This window comes from Endozoicomonas sp. 8E (assembly GCF_032883915.1).
Classification (GTDB): Bacteria; Pseudomonadota; Gammaproteobacteria; order Pseudomonadales; family Endozoicomonadaceae; genus Endozoicomonas_A.
Genome location: NZ_CP120717.1, coordinates 6,989,667 through 7,009,799, shown reverse-complemented (window position 1 = coordinate 7,009,799; position 20,133 = coordinate 6,989,667). Strand labels below are relative to the sequence as shown.

The following is a 20,133-nucleotide window of genomic DNA, read 5'->3' as shown; positions in this document are numbered from 1 at the left end:
AAGAATGATGCATATCTCAATTCGCCCTTAATAAAAAAACGAATATGAGCATAGACTAAAACTTTGCACTGCAAGCCAGGGAATTTCTTAAAGAAAGGCAAGCTCAGCCCAAACCGATAATATAACAGCTCGTCCAGGATCAGAGGTCAGTTTATGATGCGGTCAAACCGCGCTGTCAGAATCAGCAGAACAAACGTCTCCTGACTCCTGAGTCTGTGATCATAGCACTTATAGTCCTATTACATCTTCGATGAAAATGCGCTATCGGGAAGATTACGATTAATCGAATGTTCGATATCGGGGATTAATAATAGAAGATCTTCGTTATCCTGAATATACGTTTGAGGCGTCGTAAAAAAGTGTAAAGATAAATCAGCATTTTGCTCGTTTTCACTGACCACATTCATAATGGCTGTGAGTGCATTCATTAAATCATGTTGATTAAAACGCAGTGGCGGGGGCAGGTTCTGATCATTATAAATCATTGGCGGGGTTCCCCATACCAGATGAATATTCGGAGACTCTGTTTGATCGCTGCGCCGAAAGAGGGCTTCTGGAATAAGAGCTGCAAGCATCACCGGCGTGACTGTGCCAGCGGCAGCGTGATTGCCCTCATCTGCTGCAAGCGTTTGAGTAATGATCAGCTGTATCATATTTCCTTCCTGAATAGCTTGAAAAACAGCAGTAAGATCGAACATCAGTGAGGCGTTCTGAAACTCAGCAGTGAGCAGGTGAGTCATTCCCATATACGACAGATCCGGCCATTTAGACAGGTCTATATTCGCGGCTCTTTCACGAGTCAGAGCCTCTACTCTTTCATGGATTGTTCTCCTTAGCATTATTGTCCGTTCGACTTCTGAACCACACGCTGCCAGATACATTTTTTTCAAAAACTCGATCTGCTTTTGCTTTTGCTCCACCATCTCAAATAGCTTTGGCAGACGTTCCTGATCCCCTTCATCCAACTTAAAATTCACATGATCTATCCCCCTGAGATTGCCCATATCTACAAGATTAGAAGCAATTAGCTCAGCCAATCCGATGGTAGATGCATCGCCATCTTCTTCTGCCCGCTGGACAGCATCAATAACCCTGCCTCGGACTTTAACTTCAACCATCAACGAATCACCATTTTCACCCCTCTCTACCGACGAGAATCTGTAGGGTATCGGATGAAACGCCTCGGGTTCAGGTATCTCAGAGATCGTTGCATCGGTGGTGCTTTTAGCTGCAGAGCTTTTTATATCTTCATCAGCACAGGATGACGGACCAGAAGGTGAAGAAGTAGAGTTCCCGGAATCACAGGTTCGGCAGAACAGCTCTTTGCCGCACCTCTTACAGGTAAACGGTGCAGCCAGCACTTGCGCGCTAAGTAACAAAACAAATAAAGAAAGCCATCTCGATTGATGAATAAAAGAATGATGCATATCCCAATTCGTCCTTAATAAAAAAAACGAATATGAGCATAGGCTAAAATTTTGCACTGCAAGCCAGAAGAATTCATGTGCTCGCCCAGGATTAGCGGTCAGTTCATAATGCGGCCAAACTGCAGCATCAGAATCAGCAGAACAAACGTCTTCTGACTCCTGAGTCTGTGATGACAGCACCTATTGCCCTGTTTCAGGGTCACATAGCCTTACACTGAATGCGGTACGGCTTCGGTCAGGAGTTTCATGTAGTCGATATCAGGGGTTAATAATAGAGGGTCTTCGTTATCCTGAATATTGATTGGAGGGCTCAGAAAAAAGTGTAATGATAAATCAGCGTTGTGCGCGTTTTCAGCAATTATCTCCATAGTGGCCATGAGCACGTTCATTAAATTTTGTTGATTAACACGCAGTGGCACGAGCCCCGTTAACAGGTGCATAGCCGTGGACTCTGCATTACCGTCCATAGCAGGGTCCGGAATAATAGATCCACCCAGCATCGTAGTAACTGTTCTGGCGGCAGCCTGATTGCCCTCATCTGCTGCCAACGTTTTGGTGATGAACAGCTGTATCATATTTCCTTCCTGAATAGCCTGAAAAACAGAAGTAAGATCTATGACAGGTGGGGAATTCTGAAACTCAACACTGAGCAGGTGAGTCATCCCCAGATCTGACAGATCCGGCCACTGAGATGGGTCCATTTTCATGCCTCGCTCAATAGTCAAGGCTTTTGCCTTTTCATGGATTGGCACCTTATTTGTCTTTTCAGCGCCTGCACTAAGCTGTGCCTGGCGCACTTTTTGCATCATCTCCACCTGCTTTATTTGTTTATCCCACTTGTCCGTCCGAACTACCATGTGACTTACATTCATGTTTCGGGCAGTGTCTACCAGATTCCTGACAACTCTCTTGGCAAAGGCCTTGACAAATGCATCACCACCTTCTTCCTCAGCAGCAGCTAAAGACGCCTCGCTAATCAGAACTTGAGTCATCAACGCATCTTCATCTTTTACAAAAAAGAGAGAATAGGTCGTCGGATCAAGCTCGGGGGTAGCGGCTGTCTCATCGTTGGTTGCTCCGGCGGCCTTCCCGGATGACGGACCATCAGGTGGAGAAGCAGACTTTCCGGAATCACAGGTTTGGCAGAACATTTGCCCATCCTTACCGGGAGTTCGCTCTTTGCCGCAATTCTTACAGGGGGTAGCCGACACTTGCAGGCTAAATAACAAAAAAGATAAAAAGAGCCATCTTGATTGATGAATAAAATAAGGATGCATACTCCAATCCGCCCTTAATAAAAAGACGAATGTGAGCATAGACTAAAATCTTGCTTTTCCAGGCAGAAAATTTCTTAAAGAAAGGCCAGTCTCGCCCGGCCCGATGATATGAGGGGCTCTTCCGGGATCGGAGGTCAATTCATGATGTGGTCAAATCGCGCCATCATAACAAACGTCTTCTGACTTCTAAGTCTGCGATGGTTGCAGTTATTGTCTTATTCCAGCGTCACAACTTATCAGCGGCAGATCCGCTACCGGGAAGATTACGATTAATCCAATTTTCGATATTAGAGGATGGCAGTAGAGGATCTTCGTCAGGCGGAATAGACGTTTGTGGGATCAAATGAAAGTGTAGAGATGCATCATTATCGTGCGCGTTTTCAGCAACTACCTCCATAGTGGCTGTGAGTACGCTCATTAGATTTTGTTGATTTACACGCAGTGGCTGCTGAGTTCCGATGAACAGGTGCATATCCGTAGACTCTGCATGACCCTCCGTAGCAGGGTCTGGAATAATAGCTCCATGAATCTCCAGCAGCCTGGTTGTGGCTGCGGCAGCCTGATTGCCCGCATCTGCTGCCACCATGTGAGCAGTAATGCTCAGTTGTATCATATCCCCTTTCTGAATAACCTTAAAAATAGAAGCAGGATCCATCGCCAGTTGGGAATTCTTAAACCCGACACTGAGCAGATAAACCTTTTTCATATATGAAATGTTCGACGATTTAAATCGGTTTTCTTTCGGGTATCTCTTACGGATCAAAGCTCTTACCTTTTCATGGATTGGCATCCTTTCTGTCTCTGTAGCTCCTGCACTAAGTTCTGCCTGATGCAGCCTTTGCATCATCTCCGGCTGTGCTTGCAGCGGACCCCACGAGTCCATCACCTGTTTCCACAGCTCCCTGAACTTGGTAATCATCGTCTTGTCCAGAGCATGTATCTCATCGTTTGTTGCTTCGGCGACCTTCTTTTCGGTTGCAGAGCTTTTCAAACCTTCATCAGAGGAGGATGACGGATCATGGGATGGAGAAGCAGACTTTCCGGAATCACAGGTTTGGCAGAACATTTGCCCATTTTTATCGGGCTCGCTCTCTTTGCCGCAATGCTTACAGGGGGTAGCCGACACTTGCAGGCTAAATAACAAAACAGATATAAAGAGCCATCGCGATTGATGAGTAAAATCATGATGCATACCTCAATCCGCCTTTAATAAAAAACGAATCTGAGCATAGACTAAAATTTTTCCTTTCCAGTCAGAAAGTTTCTTAAAGAAAGACTAGTCCTGCCCAACCCGATGATATGAGGGCTCCTCCAAGATTGGAGGTCAAATCATGATGTGGTCAAATCGCGCCATCAGAACAAACGTCTTCTGACTCCTGAGTCTGTGATGATTGCACTTATTGTCTTATTACAGCTTCGGTGACAATGCGCTACCGGGAAGATTACGATTAATCGAATGTTCGATATTGGGAATCGATGATAGAGGATCTTCGTTATCCTGAATATTGATTTGAGAGCTCAGAAAAAAGTACAAAGATAAATCAGCACCGTGCTCGTATTCACCAGCCACCTCCTTAGCGGCTATAAGTATGTTCGTTAAATTTTGTTGATTAACATGCAGTGGCTGCTGGGTTCCGATTAACAAGTGCATATCCGTAGACACTGTATCACTGTTTATATCAGGGGCTGGAATAATTGCGCCAAGCATGTACAGCTTGGTTGTGCCTGCGGCAGCCTGATTGCCCTCATCTGCTGACACCGTTTGAGTAACGAGAAGCTGTACCATATTTCCTTCCTGAATAGCCTGAAAAACAGAAGTAAGATCCATCATCAGCAGGTCATTCTGATAATCAATACTGAGCAGAAGAGTCATTCCCACACCTGACAGGTTCGGCCATTGAGATGGGTCTATTTTCGTGGCTCTCTCACGAGTCATAGCTATTGCCTTTTCATGGATTGGCATCTTTTCTTTCTCTAAAGCTCCTGAATAAAGCGCTGCCTGATGCAGTTTTTGCATCATCTCCTGCTGCTGTTCTTGCAGCTGATCCCGCACCTCCATCTGCTTGAAGTGGCTTATAAAAAATGTCAGAGATTTATGCAGTTCTTGATGATCCTGCATCTCTAACTGCTTTTGAAAGTGATGTATAAAAAATGCCAGGGATTCATGCAGATGTTGATGATCCCGCCTCTCCTTTTTCTTATGACAGTGATGCTCCTCCTTGAAACTAATGTCCAGTCGATTCACCTTCAGGTTTCTGGCAATCTTTGCCATATTCTGGGCGAGTACTTTAGCAAGTGACTTGGCATATGCATTTCCATCTTTTCGCTCAAAAGCATCCACAGTCCCGTCACTGACTTCAACTTGAACATTCAACAGATCTTCATTTTCATCACTTACTACCCAGATCCTGAAGGGTGACGAATCTGACTCTGAGTGAGCAGGTAACTCATCGTCCGTCGCCTCAGTGGCGTTCATTCTGGCTGCGGATCTTTTCAAGTCTTTATTAATAGTGGATGACGGACTGGGGGGGGGAGAAGTAAGTTTCCCGTAATCACAGGTTCGGCAGAACATTTGCCCATCCTTACCGGGCTCACTCTCTTTGCCGCAATTCCTGCAGGGGGTAGCCAAGACTTGCAGGCTAAATAATAAAACAGATAAAAAGAGCCATCTCGATTGATGAATAAAATAAGGATGCATATCCCATCCGCCCTTAATAAAAAAAATGAATGTGAGCATAGACTAAAATTTTGCTTTTCCAGCCAGAAAATTTCTTAAAGAAAGGCTAGTCCCGCCCAACCCGATGATATGTGGGGCTGTTCCCGGTTCGGAGGCCAATTCAGGATGTGGTCAAATCGCGCCACCAGAATCAGCAGCCTGGCAGACGGTTTAATCCCGTCAGCATGGAACAGAGTCATCAGAACAAACGTCTTCTGACTACTGAGTCTGTGATGATTGCACTGATAGTCTTATTACAGCTTCGGTGACAATTCGCTATCGGGAAGATTACGATTAATCGAATGTTCGATATCGGGGATTGATAATAGAGGATCTTCGTTATCCTGAATATACGCTTGAGGGGGCAGAAAAAAGTGTAAGGATAAATGAGCATTGTGCTCGTTTTCAGCGAGCATCCCCATAATGGCTGTAAGTGTGTTCATTAAATTATCTTGATTAACATGCAGTGGCAGGGTTCCCAATAACAGATGCATATTCATAGGCACTGTTTGAGTGTTCATAATAGGGTTTGGAATAATAGCGCCATGTATCAAAGGCCTCACTGTGCCTGCGACAGCCTGATTGCCTTCATCTGCTACCGCCATTTGAGTAATGATCAGCTGTACCATATTTCCTTGCTGAATAGTGTGAAAAACAGAAGTAAGATCCATCGTCAGTGGTGAATTCTGAAACTCAGCAGTAAGCAGGTGAATCATTCCCATATCTGACAAGTCCGGCCATTGAGATGGGTCTATTTCCTCAGCTATTTTACGACTCAGAGATTCTGCCTTTTCATGGGCTGGCGTCTTTATTAGTCTCACTAAAACAGTATCTTCACTAAGCAACGCCTGATGCAGTTTTAACAAGAACTTCAACTGCGTTTGCCTCAGCTTCAACCTCCCCAATTGCCCTTGCCCCGCTACCTCCAATAGCTTTTGTACTTGCTCCACTATCTCCAACAGGTTTTGCAGACGGTCCCTCTCCTCCCGCTTATCCAATGGCTTTGGGGAGTCCCCCTCCTCCCGCTCAACTTTCAGAACATCCAACTTAATGAGATCGTAAAGATCTATGAGATTCAAAGCAGTTAGCTCAGCCAGTGTGGCATACACATCGCCCTCTTCCCGCTCAAATTTCAGAATATCCAACTTAATGAGATCGTAAAGATTTATGAGATCCAGAGCAATTAGCTCAGCTAATGTGGCATACAAATCGCTGCCTTTGCGCTCAACAGCAGAAATAAGCATGCTACCGATTTGAACTCGAGCAATTAACTCATCATTGTCGTCCTTCTCCAAGAACAGGAAATTATAGTTTTTCGGATATAACTCGGGAGCAGGTATCTCAGAGTTCGTTGCTCCGCTGACATTTTGAGCTGCAGAGCTTTTCAGACCTTCATCAGCGGAGGATGACGGATCAGGTGGTGGAAAAGCAGACTTCCCGGAATCACAGGTTCGGCAGAACATTTGCCTAATCTTACCGGGCTCATTCTCTTTGCCGCAATTCTTGCAGGGGGTAGCCAGCACTTGCAGGCTAAATAATAAAACAGATAAAAAGAGCCATCTCGATTGATGAATAAAATAAGGATGCATATCCCATCCGCCCTTAATAAAAAAACGAATGTGAGCATAGACTAAAATTTTGCTTTTCCAGTCAGAAAATTTCTTAAAGAAAGGCTAGTCCCGCCCAACCCGATGATATGTGGGGCTCTTCCAGGATCGGAGGCCAATTCAGGATGTGGTCAATTCGCGCCATCAGAACAAACGTCTTCTGACTTCTGAGTCCGTGATGATTGCACTGATAGTCTTATTGCAGCTTCTGTGACAATGCGCTATCGGGAAGATTACGATTAATCGAATGTTCGATATCGGGGATTGATAATAGAGGATCTTCGTTATCCTGAATATACGCTTGAGGAGGCAGAAAAAAGTGTAAGGATAAATGAGCATTGTGCTCGTTTTCAGCGAGCGTCCCCATAATGGCTGTGAGCGTGTTCATTAAATTATCTTGATTAACATGCAGTGGCAGGGTTCCCAATAACAGATGCATATTCATGGGCACTGTTTGAGCGTTCATAATAGGGTTTGGAATAATAGCTCCGTGCATCACAGGCCTCACTGTGCCTGCGACAGCCTGATTGCCTTCATCTGCTACCGTCGCTTGAGTAATGATCAGCTGTACCATATTTCCTTGCTGAATAGCGTTAAAAACAAAAGTAAGATCCATCGTCAGTGGTGAATTCTGAAACTCAGCAGTAAGCAGGTGAACCATTCCCATATCGGACAAGTCCGGCCATTGAGATGGGTCTGTTGCCGCAGCTATTTTACGACCCAGAGCTTCTGCTTTTTCATGCATTGGCGTCTTTATTAGTCTCACTGAAACAGTATCTTCACTAAGCAACGCCTGATGCAGTTTTAACAAGAACTTCAACTGCGTTTGCCTCAGCTGAAACATCCCCAATAGCTTTTGCCCCTGCTCCGCTGTCTCAAATAGCTCTTGCTCTTGCATCGCTATCTTTAATAGCTTTGGTCTTTGCTCCACTATCTCCAATAGGTTTTGCAGGCGGACCCCCACCTCCCACTTACCCAATAGCCTCAGGGAGTCCTCCTCCGGCTCAACTTTCAGAGCATCCAACTCAATGAGATCGTAAAGATTTATGAGATTCAGAGTAATTAGCTCAGCCAATGAGGCAATGACATCGCCATCTTCCCGTTCAACAGCATAAATACGCATGCTACCGACTTGAACACGAGCAATTGACTCATCATTGTCATCGTTCACTAACGACAAGAAATTATAGAGTATCGGATATAACTCGGGAGCAGGTATCTCAGAGTTCGTTGCTCCGGTGGCGTTTTGAGCTGCAGAGCTTTTCAAACCATCATCAGTGGAGGATGACAGATCAGTTGGTGGAGAAGCAGACTTCCCGGAATCACAGGTTCGGCAGAACATTTGCCCATCCTTACCGGGCTCACTCTGTCTACCGCAATTGCTACAGGGGTCAGCCAGCACTTGCACGCTAGATAGCAAAACAAATAAAGAAAGCCATCTCGATTTATGAATAAAATAAGGATGCATATCCCAATCAGTCCTTAATAAAAAAAACGAATATGAGCATAGACTAAAATTTTGTACTGCCGACCAGAAAGTCTCTACCAATATGAAATGATCCTGAAGCTGAGCCCAGTTTCCAATTTGAAAAGCAGTCAACTCCCGCAGAAACCATTACCTTCGAACGGCGGAAAAAAATCGCTTTGAAGACTCCGTGACTGAACAGAGGTTGCGCATCATGCTGGCAGTTATTGTCTTATTCCGAGGTCGAAAGGCCTTACTTAGTGGCAAATCCGCTAACGGGAAGATTAGGATTAATCGAATTCTCGATATTGGGGATTGATGCCAGAGGATCTTCGTTATCCTGAATATTGATTGGAGGGCTCAGAAAAAAGTGTAAAGATAAATCAGCATTGTGCTCGTATTCACTGACTACATTCATAACGGCTGTGAGTGCGCTCATTAAATTATCTTTATTAACATGCAGTGGCGGGCTTCCCAATAACAGGTGCATATCCGCAGACTCTGTTTGACCTTCCATAAGAGGGTTTGGAATAATAGCTGCGAATATCAGAGGCGTAACTGTGCCTTCGGCAGTCTTATTGCCCTCATCTGCTTCCGCCATTCGAGTAATGATCAGCTGTATCATATTTCCTTCCTGAATAGCTTGAAAAACAGAAGTAAGATCCATCATCAGTGGGGAATTCTGAAACTCAGCAGTGAGCAGGTGAACCATTCCCATATCTGACAGGTCCGGCCATTGAGATGGGTCTATTTTCCTGGCTCTTTCATGAGTCAGATCTTCTACCCTTTCATGGATTGGCATCTTTACTATTTTTGTTCCTTCAGCAGCTCCTGCACTGAGCACTGCCTGGTGCATTTTTTGCAAAAACTCCAACTGTTTTTGCTTTTTCTCCAACTGCTTTTGCTTTTGCTTTTGCTCCACCATCGCCGATAGCCGTTGCAGTCGACCCCCCTCCACAAAATTGATTTTCAGATGATTCACCTTCATAAGACCAGCAAGATCTATCAGATTTTGAGCAATATACTCAGCCAATGCATCGCCATTTCCACGCTCAAAAGCATCGATAGCCAAGCCACTCAATCGAGCCTGAGCGACAAGCACATCATCATTTTCATCCGCGTCAAACGACAAGATACTGTAAGGTAACACATAAAACTTGGGAAAAAGATTCTCAGAGTTCGTTGCTCCGGTGGCGTTTTTAGCTGCAGAGCTTTTCAAACTTTCATCAGCGGAGGATGACGAATCAGGAGGTGGAGAAGCAGACTTGCCGGAATCACAGGCTTGGCAGAACATTTGCCCATCCTTCCCGTGCTCAGTCTCTTTGCCGCAATTTTTACAGGGTGTAGCCAGCACTTGCACGCTAGATAAAAAAACTAATAAAGAAAGCCATTTCGATTGATAAATAAAATAATAATGCATATCTCAATTCGCTATTAATTAAGAAATGAACATGAGCTTAGACTAAAATTTTGCACTGCCAGCCAAAAAGTCTTTTCCAATATGAAATGAGCCTGAAGGTGAGCCCAGTTTCCAATCTGAAAAGCAGGAAATTCCCGTAAGTACTCAGCCATACGAAATCATAGATTCCGTATGGCTGAGTACTTAGAAACCATTACCGGCGAACGGCGGAAAAAATTGCTTTGAAAACTCCGTGACTGAACAGAGGTTGCGCATCAGGCTGGCAGATGGTCAGGCGGTCTAATCCTGTCGTCATACATTGGAACCAGCAGAACAAACGTCTTCTGACTTCTAAGTGCGTACTGATTGCAGTTATTGTCTTATTTCGACGTTAAAAGGCTTTACTTAGTGGCAAATCCGCTAACGGGAAGATTAGGATTAATCGAATTTTCGATATTGGGGATTGGTGGTAGAGGATCTTCGTTATCCTGAATGTTGATTTGAGGGCTGAGAAAAAAGTGTAAAGATAAATCAGCATTGTGCTCGTTTTGACCCGCTATCTCCATTGTGGCTATGAGTACGTTCATTAAGTTTTGCTGATTAACCTGCAGTGGCTTCTGGGTTCCGATTAACAGCTGCATATCCGTAGACTCTTTATCACCGTTCATGGCAGGGTCTGGAATAATAGCGCCAAGCATCAACCACAAAGGTATGCCAGCGGCAGCCTGATTACCCTCATTTGCTGCCACCGTTTGAGTAATAATCAGCTGTATCATACTTCCTTCCTGAATAGCCTGATAAACAGAAGTAAGATCCATCGTCAGTTGGTCGTTCTGAAACTCAGTACTGAGCAGGAGAGTCATTCCGATACCTGACAGGTTCGGCCATTGAAGTGGCTCTATTTTCGTGACTCTCTCACGAGTCAAAGTTCTTGCCTTTTCATGGATTGGCGAGTTTTCTGTTTCTAAAGCTCCTGCACCAAGCGCTGCCTGATGCAGCTTTTGCATCATCCCCATTTGCTCTTCCCGACATTGCCACTTCATTTGCTTTTCAAAGTGATACACAAAATATGCCAGGGACTTATGCCGGTGTTGATGATCCTGCCTCTCCCTTTTCTTATGATCGTGATGCTCCTCCTCGAAACACATGTCCAGTTGATCCACCTTCATGTTTCCGGCAATCTTGTCCATATTCCTGGAAAGTAACTTAGCAACTGCCTTAGCATATGCTTTGCCATCTTCCCGCTCAAAAGCATCCATAGTCTTATCACTGACTTGAACTCGAGCCACCAATATATTCATTTTCACCTTTCGCTAACAAGATCCCAAAGGTGACGAGTCTAACCATGGGGGAGCAGGTATCTCATCGTTTGTTGCCCTGGTGGCGTTTTTTCCAGCTGCGAAACTTTTCAAACCTTCATGAGTAGGGGATGACGGACCGCCAGGTGGAGCAGTAAGTTTCCCGGAATCACAGGTTTGGCACAACATTTGCGCTTTCTTACCGGGCTCACTCTCTTTGCCGCAATATAGCCTGCACTTGCAGGCTAAATAACAAAACAAAGAAAAGAAGCCATCTCAATTGATGAATAAAATAATGACTCACATCTAAATCCGTCCTTCATAAAAAAACGAATGTGAGCATAGACTAAAATTTTGAACTGCCAGTCCAAATATTTCTTGAAATAAAGGTAATACCAATCCTGCTTTCTAACTCCCATGATGAGCATGGAGATTTAAGCCTTAAGACAAGGCGGCGCGAGGAGTCATAGCCTCAGCTATGGCGACGATCGCCAACGCAGGATTAAAGCTCAAATCTTCAGCAAAATAGTGAGTTAGAAAGTTCGATTGGTATAAGTCCCGCCCAAACCGATGATATGAAGAGTTCGTCCAGGATCGGAGTCTGCCGACGTCAGTCTTTTCGCAGGCTTGCTGGCAGACACTTGGGCGATTTAATGCTACTCCAGGAGTGGCTGGAGACTGGTCCAGACATTTTCAAGCAGTTTTGGTTGTGCTCCGGCGATTGGGTGGATGCCATCGGGCTGATTCAAGTCACTGTTACCCGCTACTCCTGACAGAAAGAAAGGCACAACAGTCAGGTTATAGGTTTTGCCCAGTTCCTGAAAAATATTTGTAAATTTACGGGTATAGAGCGGACCATAATTGGGAGGGATCTGCATCTCAAACAGGACGGTTCTGACTTTGTTGGCCTGAGCCATTTCAATCATTTTTTCAAGATTCTGTTTCGTGCTCTTTAGAGAAGTACCCCGCAGCCCGTCGTTTGCACCTAATTCCAATAGCATGAGGTCAGGCTTATATTTATCCAGTGTCGTTTTTAGCCGACTCAAGCCTCCTGCTGTTGTCTCACCACTGATACTGACATTGACTACTTTCCAGTCGGGGTTGGTTTGTTGCATTTTTTGCTGTAATAAATAAACCCAGCCCTGATTAATTTCAATACCGTAAGCCGCACTGAGACTGTCGCCGAAAACCAGCAGGGTTTTCTCAGCAGCAATGGCTGCTGTACTGCAGCCTAGTGCGAAACATCCGATAAGCAACCATGAACGTATTAAAAAGCATAAGCGAAGAAAACTATTTTGTGTCATCTTCGAATATGAACGCGGGCAACGAAAACTATTTTTCACGGAACACAACCGCCCAATAACAATTAATTTAAACATCGGCAAACAACTGCGTATGACCATTAGCACAGAATCCTCCATTGCCGTTTCGGCGCAATCCCTGAGTAAAACAGTGACAGCCCAGAGTGGTTCGCTCACCATCTTGTCCGGACTCGATCTCAAGATCAAGTCCGGGGAGTCTGTCGCCATCATCGGGACTTCAGGGTCCGGAAAATCCACTCTCTTGGGCGTTCTTGCCGGTCTTGATCAGCCTACTGAAGGCGAGGTGGCTCTCGCTGGTAACCGGATTGATCATCTTGATGAAGACGCCAGAGCCCGGGTCAGGGCCGATCATACCGGTTTTGTTTTTCAGTCTTTCCATCTTCTGCCTAATCTGACCGCTCTGGAAAACGTCATGTTACCCCTCGAACTGGCAGGAAAAGAGAACGCAGAGGCAGATGCCAGAACGTTACTCGACAGGGTGGGTTTATCTGAAAGGCTGACTCACTACCCGAAACAGCTATCCGGCGGGGAGCAACAGCGGGTGGCCATTGCCAGGGCTTTTGCCGGGCAGCCGGAAATATTGTTTGCTGACGAACCGACGGGCAACCTGGATGAGAAAACCGGGGAAAGTATTATTGACTTGCTCTTCGAAGTGAACCGTGAGAACAAAACGACACTGGTTCTGGTGACTCACGATTTGCAGTTGGCCCACCGCTGTCAGCGAGTTTTAAAGTTGACCCGGGGGCACCTGGAAGAAGAGATATCCAAAGAGAAGGCTGAAGAAAAGAAAGTTGAACATCCCGGAGCACTGAAATGAGTCGAAGTCTTTTGCTTTCGTGGCGTTTTCTGCTGAGGGACTGGCGATCCGGTGAACTCTGGCTGCTGATGCTATCCCTTCTGATGGCCGTGAGCGTCAGCACCTCTATTGCGATTTTCAGTGACAGGCTTCAGCTTTCATTGGGTCGACAGGTGGCCGAGGTGATGGGTGCGGATCTGGTCATCAGCAGTTCCAAAAAGCTGTCTGAAGAGGTCAGTCAGGCCATAGAGGACCAACCCGTTGAACAGGCCACTGTTCTGGAGTTTCCGTCGGTGGTTATGGCTGGAGACCAAATGCAGCTGGTTTCAGCAAAAGCAGTCACCCTTAATTATCCTCTGCGTGGACACATGCGAACGGCTGATCAGCCTTTTGTAGCGGATGAAGTGACTGAGGATACACCTGCAGAAGGAGAAGTCTGGCTCGAACCCAGACTGTTTCCACTATTGGAAGTGGAAGTGGGCGACACTCTGTTGCTAGGGGAAGCAGAGTTCAAAGTCGCTCGAGCCATCACTCTGGAAACCGATCGCGGCAGTGGCTTTTACAGTCTGTCACCCCGTCTGATGTTTAACATCAGCGATCTGGGTGCGACTGGAATTATCCAGCCGGGTAGTCGGGTTCACTGGAGAACATTGATTGCAGGTGAAGCAGAACAGCTGGCCACATTCAAAAGTAAGGTTGAGCCCCTTTTATCCGACAGCGAAAAGCTGAATCTGGCAGAAGACGACCGTGAAGACCTGCGCGGTTCTGTCGTACTGTTAAAGCAGTTTCTGGGTCTGGGCAGTATTGCGGCCATGCTTCTGGCCGGTATCGCGGTTGCTATGTCCAGTCGTCGTTTTGCTGAACGACGCTTTGATGGTATCGCAGTGATGCGGTGCATGGGCGCACAGCAGAATCAGCTCATGCAGATTTTTGTCGGAGAACTGCTCTGGATGGCTGTTCTGGTTTCAATACCCGGTGTCATCATTGGCTGGCTCTTACAGGTGGGAGTGGTCAAACTGTTGGCGAATGTTTTGCCCCCATGGCTCCCTGAGGCCGGTCCTCTACCCATGATAGTGGGTGGTTTGACCGGCATTATTACACTGGTCGGATTTGGGCTGGCTCCTTTACTGAGGCTGAAGGACGTTACGCCACTGAGGGTACTCAGGCGTGAGCTGACACCAGCCGCCGCAGGCGTCTGGTCGGTATATGGGCTGTCTCTGATTGCCATGCTGGTGCTGCTCTGGTACCACACAGGCCAGTTGTTGATGACAGTGGGAATGATTCTTGGAGTCAGCGCCGTCATATTACTGATCACGCTGACTATCAAAGCTGGACTGGCAAGCGTTCAGCGTCGTTTGTCCGGGCAGCCCGTACCCATGCCCTGGCGGCTTGGCCTGAAACGTCTGTTGCAAGAACAGGGACAAACGTCTGCCCAGTTAACAGCTTTCACCCTGACGTTCATGGCTATGGCACTGGTGTTGTTGGTAAGAACGGATTTGCTGGAACGCTGGCAACAACAATTACCTGAGAAAACCCCCAACTACTTTGCCATCAATATTCAGCCAGCAGAAGTGAAATCCTTTCAGAACTTCTTGCAGAGCAATGATATAAACGGAACCACTCTCTATCCTATGGTTCGGGGTCGACTGATTGAAATCAATGGGCTGCCGGCCAAAGAGGCTGTTACAGAAGAGCAGAGGAATCATAACTCCCTGCATCGTGAGCTGAACATGACCTGGTCAGACCGGCCCAGGTCTGAAGTCAAGATAGTGGCAGGGGAGTGGTGGCAACCGGGTGATACCGGTGAGATTTCCATTGAGAGGTCTATTGTTGAGCATCTGGGGGTCGATTTGGGTGATGAACTAACGTTTACGATTGCAGGTACCAAAGTGACTGCCGAAGTCACCAGTATCAGGGAAGTTCAGTGGGAGTCGTTCCAACCCAACTTTTACATGATTCTGCCAGAAGCTTCACTGAAAGGTTTGCCAGCGACCTGGCTGAACAGTTTTTATCTGCCACAGCAGGATCGGCTGGTGTTGAATGAACTGGTTCGACAGTTTCCAACCATCAGTCTGCTGGATATGGATGCTGTTATCCGTCAGGTCCAGGTGATGCTTGAGCAATCCATTCTTGCGGTGGAGGCCATGCTTCTGGCGCTGTTACTGGCGGGTTTACTGGTTCTGGCATCGGCCATAGAGGCCAGCCTGGATACCCGACTGCGTGAGGGAGCTCTGATTCGATCTCTGGGTGGGAGCAGAAAGCAACTTGTGATCATGCAGGCAGGTGAGTTTTTCATTCTGGGGGCATTCTCCGGCGTGATGGCTGTGGTGGGCACAGAAATCTGTAGCGGGTGGTTGAATGTTCAGGTCTTCGAGCTTTCCTGGCAGCCAGCGATCTGGCTCTGGTTTACGCTTCCCATTGTCAGTGCCCTGCTGATTGGGCTGTCAGGCTGGCTTGGCATCAGACGCGTGATAAGGCAGTCGCCTGGCGTTGTTCTCAAGTAGTTTTAAATAGTCTCAAGATGTTAAATGCTGAGGCTGTCGCAAAACTTCAACAGCTCGTTCCCACGCTCCTGAGGGTGTCGTGAAACTCTCTCCAGCGTGGGAACGAATTGACGCCCGTCATTCCCGGCTTTATTCTCGTCACTCCCGGCTTCATTCTCGTCACTCCCGGCTTCATTCTCGTCATTCCCGGCTTCATTCTCGTCACTCCCGGCTTCATTCTCGTCATTCCCGGCTTCATTCTCGTCATTCCCGGCTTCATTCTCGTCATTCCCGCGAAGGCGGGAATCCACACTGACTCACCACCAGAACCCTACTGCCCGGTGCCCCCCTGGCCTTGTCATCCCCGAGAAGGCAGAGATCCACCGTTGGCGCTGGATTCCCGCCTTCGCGGGAATGACGACCTCAGAGCGTGGGAGCGAGCTGTTAGAGTTTTGCGATGTTAGAGTTTTGCAACGCCCACTGGTTGGCAGGGAGTGATTCATCGATGAGCTGATTGTTTTTTGATCAGTGCTTCAAAGAAGCCAGATTCAGAGGCAGTTTCTCACTTATCCACAGTTCATTCAGGGGTTTGATCAGGGTTTTTGTGGAAAAGTGGATAACTTTTTTGAAGCAGTGGTTTTTCCGGTCATCGGTGCCTTCTGTTTAGATGCTGGAAAACGGGTCGATTTTCTCTATGGGCATTTATGATGACCATGTTACAGTGATTTTATGGATCACTTTCTGAACGCTGTCGAAGTGATCTTCATCCGCAGTGTTGCTCAAGCCTGAAGACAGCCGTAAGTCTTCTGATAACGAGTTCCGGGTGTTCTATATGGACTGAGGAGACACTCCATGACTGATCAGGAAGAAGCTTATCTATCCCTTTTGTGTCTGCGCAACAGCACTTTTCGGATTGCTCAGTTGTACTGGACCTATATCAAGCTTCGTTCTCTGACGGGGCAAGCTCCTCCCATTCTTATCATTATGTTGAGTGTTCTCTGGGAAAAGCAGCAGGGACTCCATAACAGACTGGTAGCGGCTTACCCGGAAGATATGGCCGCTGAAAAATGGCATGGACAGGATGAAATGAATGATCGATTGGGTGATATGAGCCGGGAGACCCAGGAAGATCTTCAGAAAATTTGCCAGACAGAAATGCAGATGCTGCAACTGGTCGGTATGATGATGAAGCAGTAACGATCCAGTAGAATTGGTATCCTTGCCACCTTAAAGAGCGTTTCGCAAAGCTCCTGCAACGCGTTCCCGCCAAGCGTGGGAACGCATCCCCACCAAAAGCCAGTATCTACAGTTTGAGATAGCGTATGGGAACCAGAGTTTTACCTGCAGCCTGTGGATAACTTGTTGGATAACTGTGTCTTTGTTGTGGTTTTTTATGGTAGTTTTCCCCAATTGACTGTTCCATGGGCTTTGTCTGATCTGAGAGCTAGCTATACTCCGCTCTTCTGAATGGATAGGGTATTTTATGAACCGGCTTACTTTTTCTTCCGGCAGCCTTTTTTTGATGTTTCTCTTTTTGGCATCCTGGGTCAATGCTTCCTATTGGGTCGGGGTCAGTAAAGCGGACATCACCGGCCCGGCAGTAGGCAGTGGCATGATGGGATATGCCGACGGCAGCCAGATAAGTGCCGGAATCAATGATCGGCAGTGGGCCAGAGCCTTTATAGTGAGTCAGGGAAGAGAAAGTCATCGTCTTGCTATTGTGATCATTGATGCCGGAGCGGTTTTTGCCAGTGTTTATCAGGCGGTTCTATCTCGCTTGGAACAACAGTTTGGTTCTCTTTATAACCGCCACAACGTCATCCTGTCAGCGACTCATACCCACAGTGCCGCAGCCGGTCAGTCTCACCACTTTCTATACAATATGCCCTATGGCGTATTCGATGACCGGGCTTTTGAAAAGATGGTGTCGGGCATTATCCAGGCCATCAGAATGGCCCATAAAGACCTTGCTCCTTCTGAGGTCCGGATGAAAATGGGGTTGTTGGACAATGCCAGCCGCAATCGGTCACTGTCTGCTTATGAAAACAATGTAGATGCCAGCCGACGAGGCTCTATCGACCGGTTTGTTCAGCAACTCAGGTTTGCCCGGGGCGGCAGACCATTAGGCGCTATCACCTGGTTTGCAACCCATGCAGTCTCCTATCCCCGCAGTAACCTCCTGTTGAGCAGTGATAACAAAGGTTATGCCAGCTGGGCTTTTGAACGCTACGCAAAGTACAACTGGGGAGTGCCTTCTTTCGTTGCAGCCTTTCCACAAACCAATGCCGGGGACATGACACCTAACCTGAATCTTGATGGCACCGGGCCCGGTAAAACTCCAGAAGAAAATGTCAGGGAGATCGGTCAAAGACAGTTTAAAAAAGCCTTGGAACTTTTTAATTCCAGAGGCAACAGAGTTTATGGACCCATTGATTCGGTGCATAACTGGGTGGACTTTTCCAACTATGAAGTCCGGCAAGAATATTCAGGGCAGCAGAAGCCAGTAAAAACCTGCAATCCAGCCATGGGTTACAGTTTTGCCGCAGGTACGGAAGATGGTCGGCCGCCCTATCTGGTGAGGTTGTTACTTGGGGCCTATGAAGGCCGAAATAATGAGCAATGGTGGATCAGAATGGTGACCGATTTTCTGACCTCGCCGTCCGAACAAGAACTGATATGTCAGAAGCCCAAGCCGGTCATGCTGTCATTGGGAAGTCGGAAAAACTTTCACTATTTCAATGATGTGTTTCCCTCAGGCAATATGCACCGGGAAGTCATTAACCAGCCCTGGGTCCCCGAAGTCCTGCCCTTGATGCTCGCCCGGCTGGGCAATTTTCAGATTGCTGCCCTACCTGTTGAGCCGACAGTTATGGCTGGAAGACGGCTTCGAAAAAGGTTGTCAAAACTCTCAGGTATTCCTTCCAGGCATATTGTGATCGCCGGGTATTCCAACGATTATGCCAGTTATCTGACCACCGCAGAGGAGTTCGACAAACAGCACTATGAGGGAGCATCCACCTTATACGGCCCTTGGGAGCTTAGTGCCATGATGCAGGCTTTTTCAAGTCTTTCCATGCAGTTGAGTAAAAAGGAGCAGCCTCCCGCGGATGAGGCAATGCCGTTGGATTTGAGTTATCTGTACGACGATGTTCATATGGATGACATCCTGGAAAAAGAAGATATCCAATATGGAAGTATAATGACTGACAGTCAGGGTAATATTCACTCAGGCCAGTCAGTGAAGCTTCAATATATTGCATCACACCCAAGATCAGGTATGGATCTCGATAGTTTTTTTTATGTGCAGAGGAAGAATGACTGCACAGGATCATGGGATACGGTTGCCACAGATGATGACTGGACTACCCGGTTCAAATGGCAGGCGGGAGTGGCTACCGTCGAATGGACACCCGATATGTACGACAAAGAAGGCTTATATCGCATTGTCATTCGTGGTGAATATTACACGTTCATTCCCAGAGGGCGTTTACTGAAAAAACACTATGAGTCGATATCAGGGGAATTCTATTATTCTGCTCATAATCCTGACGTCCACTCCATATCTTCACTCAATACTTTTTCAGGATTGGAAAGAGGCCGTTCCTGTGAAAGATGAAATGAGCAGGAAAAAGGTAGCGGCTTACTTTGAGTTTCCACCTTTTAGCAGGTTTTTGAACTGAACGGCAAAATCCTGCTGGTTTTGCCTGTTATCAGGGGGCAGGGGAGATTCATCGAACCTGTGAATCAAATTGACTTGCTGGTTGGTGACCCCCAGCAAGATATCTTTTTCGCCTATACGAATCAGACAGACCCTGGCTTGACTGGAAACCGGAACGCTGGAGACCACTTTTATTCCCTGGCCAACGGCGGGTGTGCCTACGTTCAATTTCTTTACAATCCAGGCTAGGGCAAATATCAGCAAAATGACAAAAAACAGAGGCGCAATAACCTGAGTGAGACTCAGGTCGGCTGGCTTGTCTGTTGTTACTTCTGCAAAAGCAATCCCGGCAAAAGCAATCGCTGAAAAACCGGACAGTAAAAGCAGATTGAGTCCATAAGGATATTTTTTAAATCCTGAGAGCAAAGAAAGACTTTTCAGATAAATAAACAGGTTTTTCACGCAGCCTCCTGCTCGCGCTTGAATGATCCACACACCTTCATTCCATTCTTATCATATTCACGATAAAGCATGAAGAGAAAATTCCAGATGAGAGCCTGCTTAATCCAAAGCAATATAGCTTTGTGTTCAGGCACATCATTGAAGGGCAGTACTGTCATGTCTACTGTATTAAGTCTTGCTGACCAATAATCTGTCGAGCATAAACAATAGCAATAATTCAGCG

The 20,133-nt window shown here is 46.7% G+C and carries 16 protein-coding genes; 5 read left to right on the top strand and 11 right to left on the bottom strand.

The window, feature by feature from the left end; genetic code table 11:
* Nucleotides 1-239 precede the first annotated feature (239 nt).
* The 9 genes from P6910_RS25035 to P6910_RS24995 all read right to left on the bottom strand — a co-directional run bounded on the left by P6910_RS25035 (nucleotide 240) and on the right by P6910_RS24995 (nucleotide 12,445).
* On the bottom strand, nucleotides 240-1,607 hold the full coding sequence (locus P6910_RS25035; protein ID WP_317143952.1) for a hypothetical protein: 1,368 nt from the start codon (nucleotides 1,605-1,607) through the stop codon (nucleotides 240-242).
* Between the two features lie 29 nt (nucleotides 1,608-1,636).
* A complete protein-coding gene (locus P6910_RS25030; protein ID WP_317143951.1) occupies nucleotides 1,637-2,704 on the bottom strand; it encodes a hypothetical protein in 1,068 nt (355 codons plus the stop codon).
* 226 nt (nucleotides 2,705-2,930) lie between these two features.
* Nucleotides 2,931-3,695 (bottom strand): hypothetical protein, encoded by a 765-nt coding sequence (locus tag P6910_RS25025; RefSeq protein WP_317143950.1) that lies wholly within the window; start codon nucleotides 3,693-3,695, stop codon nucleotides 2,931-2,933.
* A 417-nt stretch (nucleotides 3,696-4,112) separates the two neighbouring features.
* A complete protein-coding gene (locus P6910_RS25020) occupies nucleotides 4,113-5,276 on the bottom strand; it encodes a hypothetical protein (RefSeq protein WP_317143949.1) in 1,164 nt (387 codons plus the stop codon).
* Nucleotides 5,277-5,674: 398 nt separating this feature from the next.
* Nucleotides 5,675-7,009, bottom strand: a complete 1,335-nt coding sequence (locus P6910_RS25015) for a hypothetical protein (RefSeq protein ID WP_317143948.1) — start codon at nucleotides 7,007-7,009, stop codon at nucleotides 5,675-5,677.
* 214 nt (nucleotides 7,010-7,223) lie between these two features.
* Nucleotides 7,224-8,627, bottom strand: coding sequence for a hypothetical protein (locus P6910_RS25010; RefSeq protein WP_317143947.1), 1,404 nt, complete (start codon nucleotides 8,625-8,627; stop codon nucleotides 7,224-7,226).
* A gap of 118 nt (nucleotides 8,628-8,745) precedes the next feature.
* Nucleotides 8,746-9,786, bottom strand: coding sequence for a hypothetical protein (locus tag P6910_RS25005; protein ID WP_317143946.1), 1,041 nt, complete (start codon nucleotides 9,784-9,786; stop codon nucleotides 8,746-8,748).
* A 506-nt stretch (nucleotides 9,787-10,292) separates the two neighbouring features.
* A complete protein-coding gene (locus P6910_RS25000) occupies nucleotides 10,293-11,180 on the bottom strand; it encodes a hypothetical protein (protein ID WP_317143945.1) in 888 nt (295 codons plus the stop codon).
* A gap of 665 nt (nucleotides 11,181-11,845) precedes the next feature.
* Nucleotides 11,846-12,445, bottom strand: a complete 600-nt coding sequence (locus P6910_RS24995; RefSeq protein WP_317143944.1) for an arylesterase — start codon at nucleotides 12,443-12,445, stop codon at nucleotides 11,846-11,848.
* Between the two features lie 139 nt (nucleotides 12,446-12,584).
* Here P6910_RS24995 and P6910_RS24990 point away from each other — a divergent pair, with 139 nt between their 5' ends.
* From P6910_RS24990 to P6910_RS24970, 5 genes are all read left to right on the top strand, one after another.
* Nucleotides 12,585-13,328 (top strand): ABC transporter ATP-binding protein, encoded by a 744-nt coding sequence (locus P6910_RS24990; RefSeq protein WP_317143943.1) that lies wholly within the window; start codon nucleotides 12,585-12,587, stop codon nucleotides 13,326-13,328.
* Nucleotides 13,325-15,811, top strand: coding sequence for an ABC transporter permease (locus tag P6910_RS24985; RefSeq protein WP_317143942.1), 2,487 nt, complete (start codon nucleotides 13,325-13,327; stop codon nucleotides 15,809-15,811). Before P6910_RS24990 ends, P6910_RS24985 begins: the two co-directional genes overlap by 4 nt.
* A 107-nt stretch (nucleotides 15,812-15,918) precedes the next feature.
* Nucleotides 15,919-16,254: a hypothetical protein gene (locus tag P6910_RS24980; protein WP_317143941.1), complete on the top strand. Its 336-nt coding sequence runs from the start codon at nucleotides 15,919-15,921 to the stop codon at nucleotides 16,252-16,254.
* Nucleotides 16,255-16,642: 388 nt separating this feature from the next.
* Nucleotides 16,643-16,987, top strand: a complete 345-nt coding sequence (locus P6910_RS24975; RefSeq protein WP_317143940.1) for a hypothetical protein — start codon at nucleotides 16,643-16,645, stop codon at nucleotides 16,985-16,987.
* 325 nt (nucleotides 16,988-17,312) lie between these two features.
* Entirely contained in the window at nucleotides 17,313-19,406 is a 2,094-nt protein-coding gene (locus tag P6910_RS24970) for a neutral/alkaline non-lysosomal ceramidase N-terminal domain-containing protein (protein ID WP_317146590.1), read from the top strand.
* A 24-nt stretch (nucleotides 19,407-19,430) separates the two neighbouring features.
* Here the strand turns inward: P6910_RS24970 and fliO are convergent, their stop codons facing one another.
* Both fliO and P6910_RS24960 read right to left on the bottom strand, forming a co-directional pair.
* Nucleotides 19,431-19,910 (bottom strand): flagellar biosynthetic protein FliO, encoded by a 480-nt coding sequence (gene fliO / locus P6910_RS24965; RefSeq protein ID WP_317143939.1) that lies wholly within the window; start codon nucleotides 19,908-19,910, stop codon nucleotides 19,431-19,433.
* Nucleotides 19,907-20,068 (bottom strand): hypothetical protein, encoded by a 162-nt coding sequence (locus tag P6910_RS24960; RefSeq protein WP_317143938.1) that lies wholly within the window; start codon nucleotides 20,066-20,068, stop codon nucleotides 19,907-19,909. Before P6910_RS24960 ends, fliO begins: the two co-directional genes overlap by 4 nt.
* Nucleotides 20,069-20,133: the final 65 nt, after the last annotated feature.

Bases quoted from the DNA above. Each gene is read 5' to 3' on its own strand.
- P6910_RS25030 (WP_317143951.1), bottom strand. From the start codon at position 2,704: ATGCATCCTTATTTTATTCATCAATCAAGATGGCTCTTTTTATCTTTT.
- P6910_RS25020 (WP_317143949.1), bottom strand. From the start codon at position 5,276: ATGTTCTGCCGAACCTGTGATTACGGGAAACTTACTTCTCCCCCCCCC.
- P6910_RS25015 (WP_317143948.1), bottom strand. From the start codon at position 7,009: ATGCATCCTTATTTTATTCATCAATCGAGATGGCTCTTTTTATCTGTT.
- P6910_RS25005 (WP_317143946.1), bottom strand. From the start codon at position 9,786: ATGTTCTGCCAAGCCTGTGATTCCGGCAAGTCTGCTTCTCCACCTCCT.
- P6910_RS24990 (WP_317143943.1), top strand. From the start codon at position 12,585: ATGACCATTAGCACAGAATCCTCCATTGCCGTTTCGGCGCAATCCCTG.
- P6910_RS24985 (WP_317143942.1), top strand. From the start codon at position 13,325: ATGAGTCGAAGTCTTTTGCTTTCGTGGCGTTTTCTGCTGAGGGACTGG.
- P6910_RS24975 (WP_317143940.1), top strand. From the start codon at position 16,643: ATGACTGATCAGGAAGAAGCTTATCTATCCCTTTTGTGTCTGCGCAAC.
- P6910_RS24970 (WP_317146590.1), top strand. From the start codon at position 17,313: ATGTTTCTCTTTTTGGCATCCTGGGTCAATGCTTCCTATTGGGTCGGG.
- P6910_RS24960 (WP_317143938.1), bottom strand. From the start codon at position 20,068: ATGACAGTACTGCCCTTCAATGATGTGCCTGAACACAAAGCTATATTG.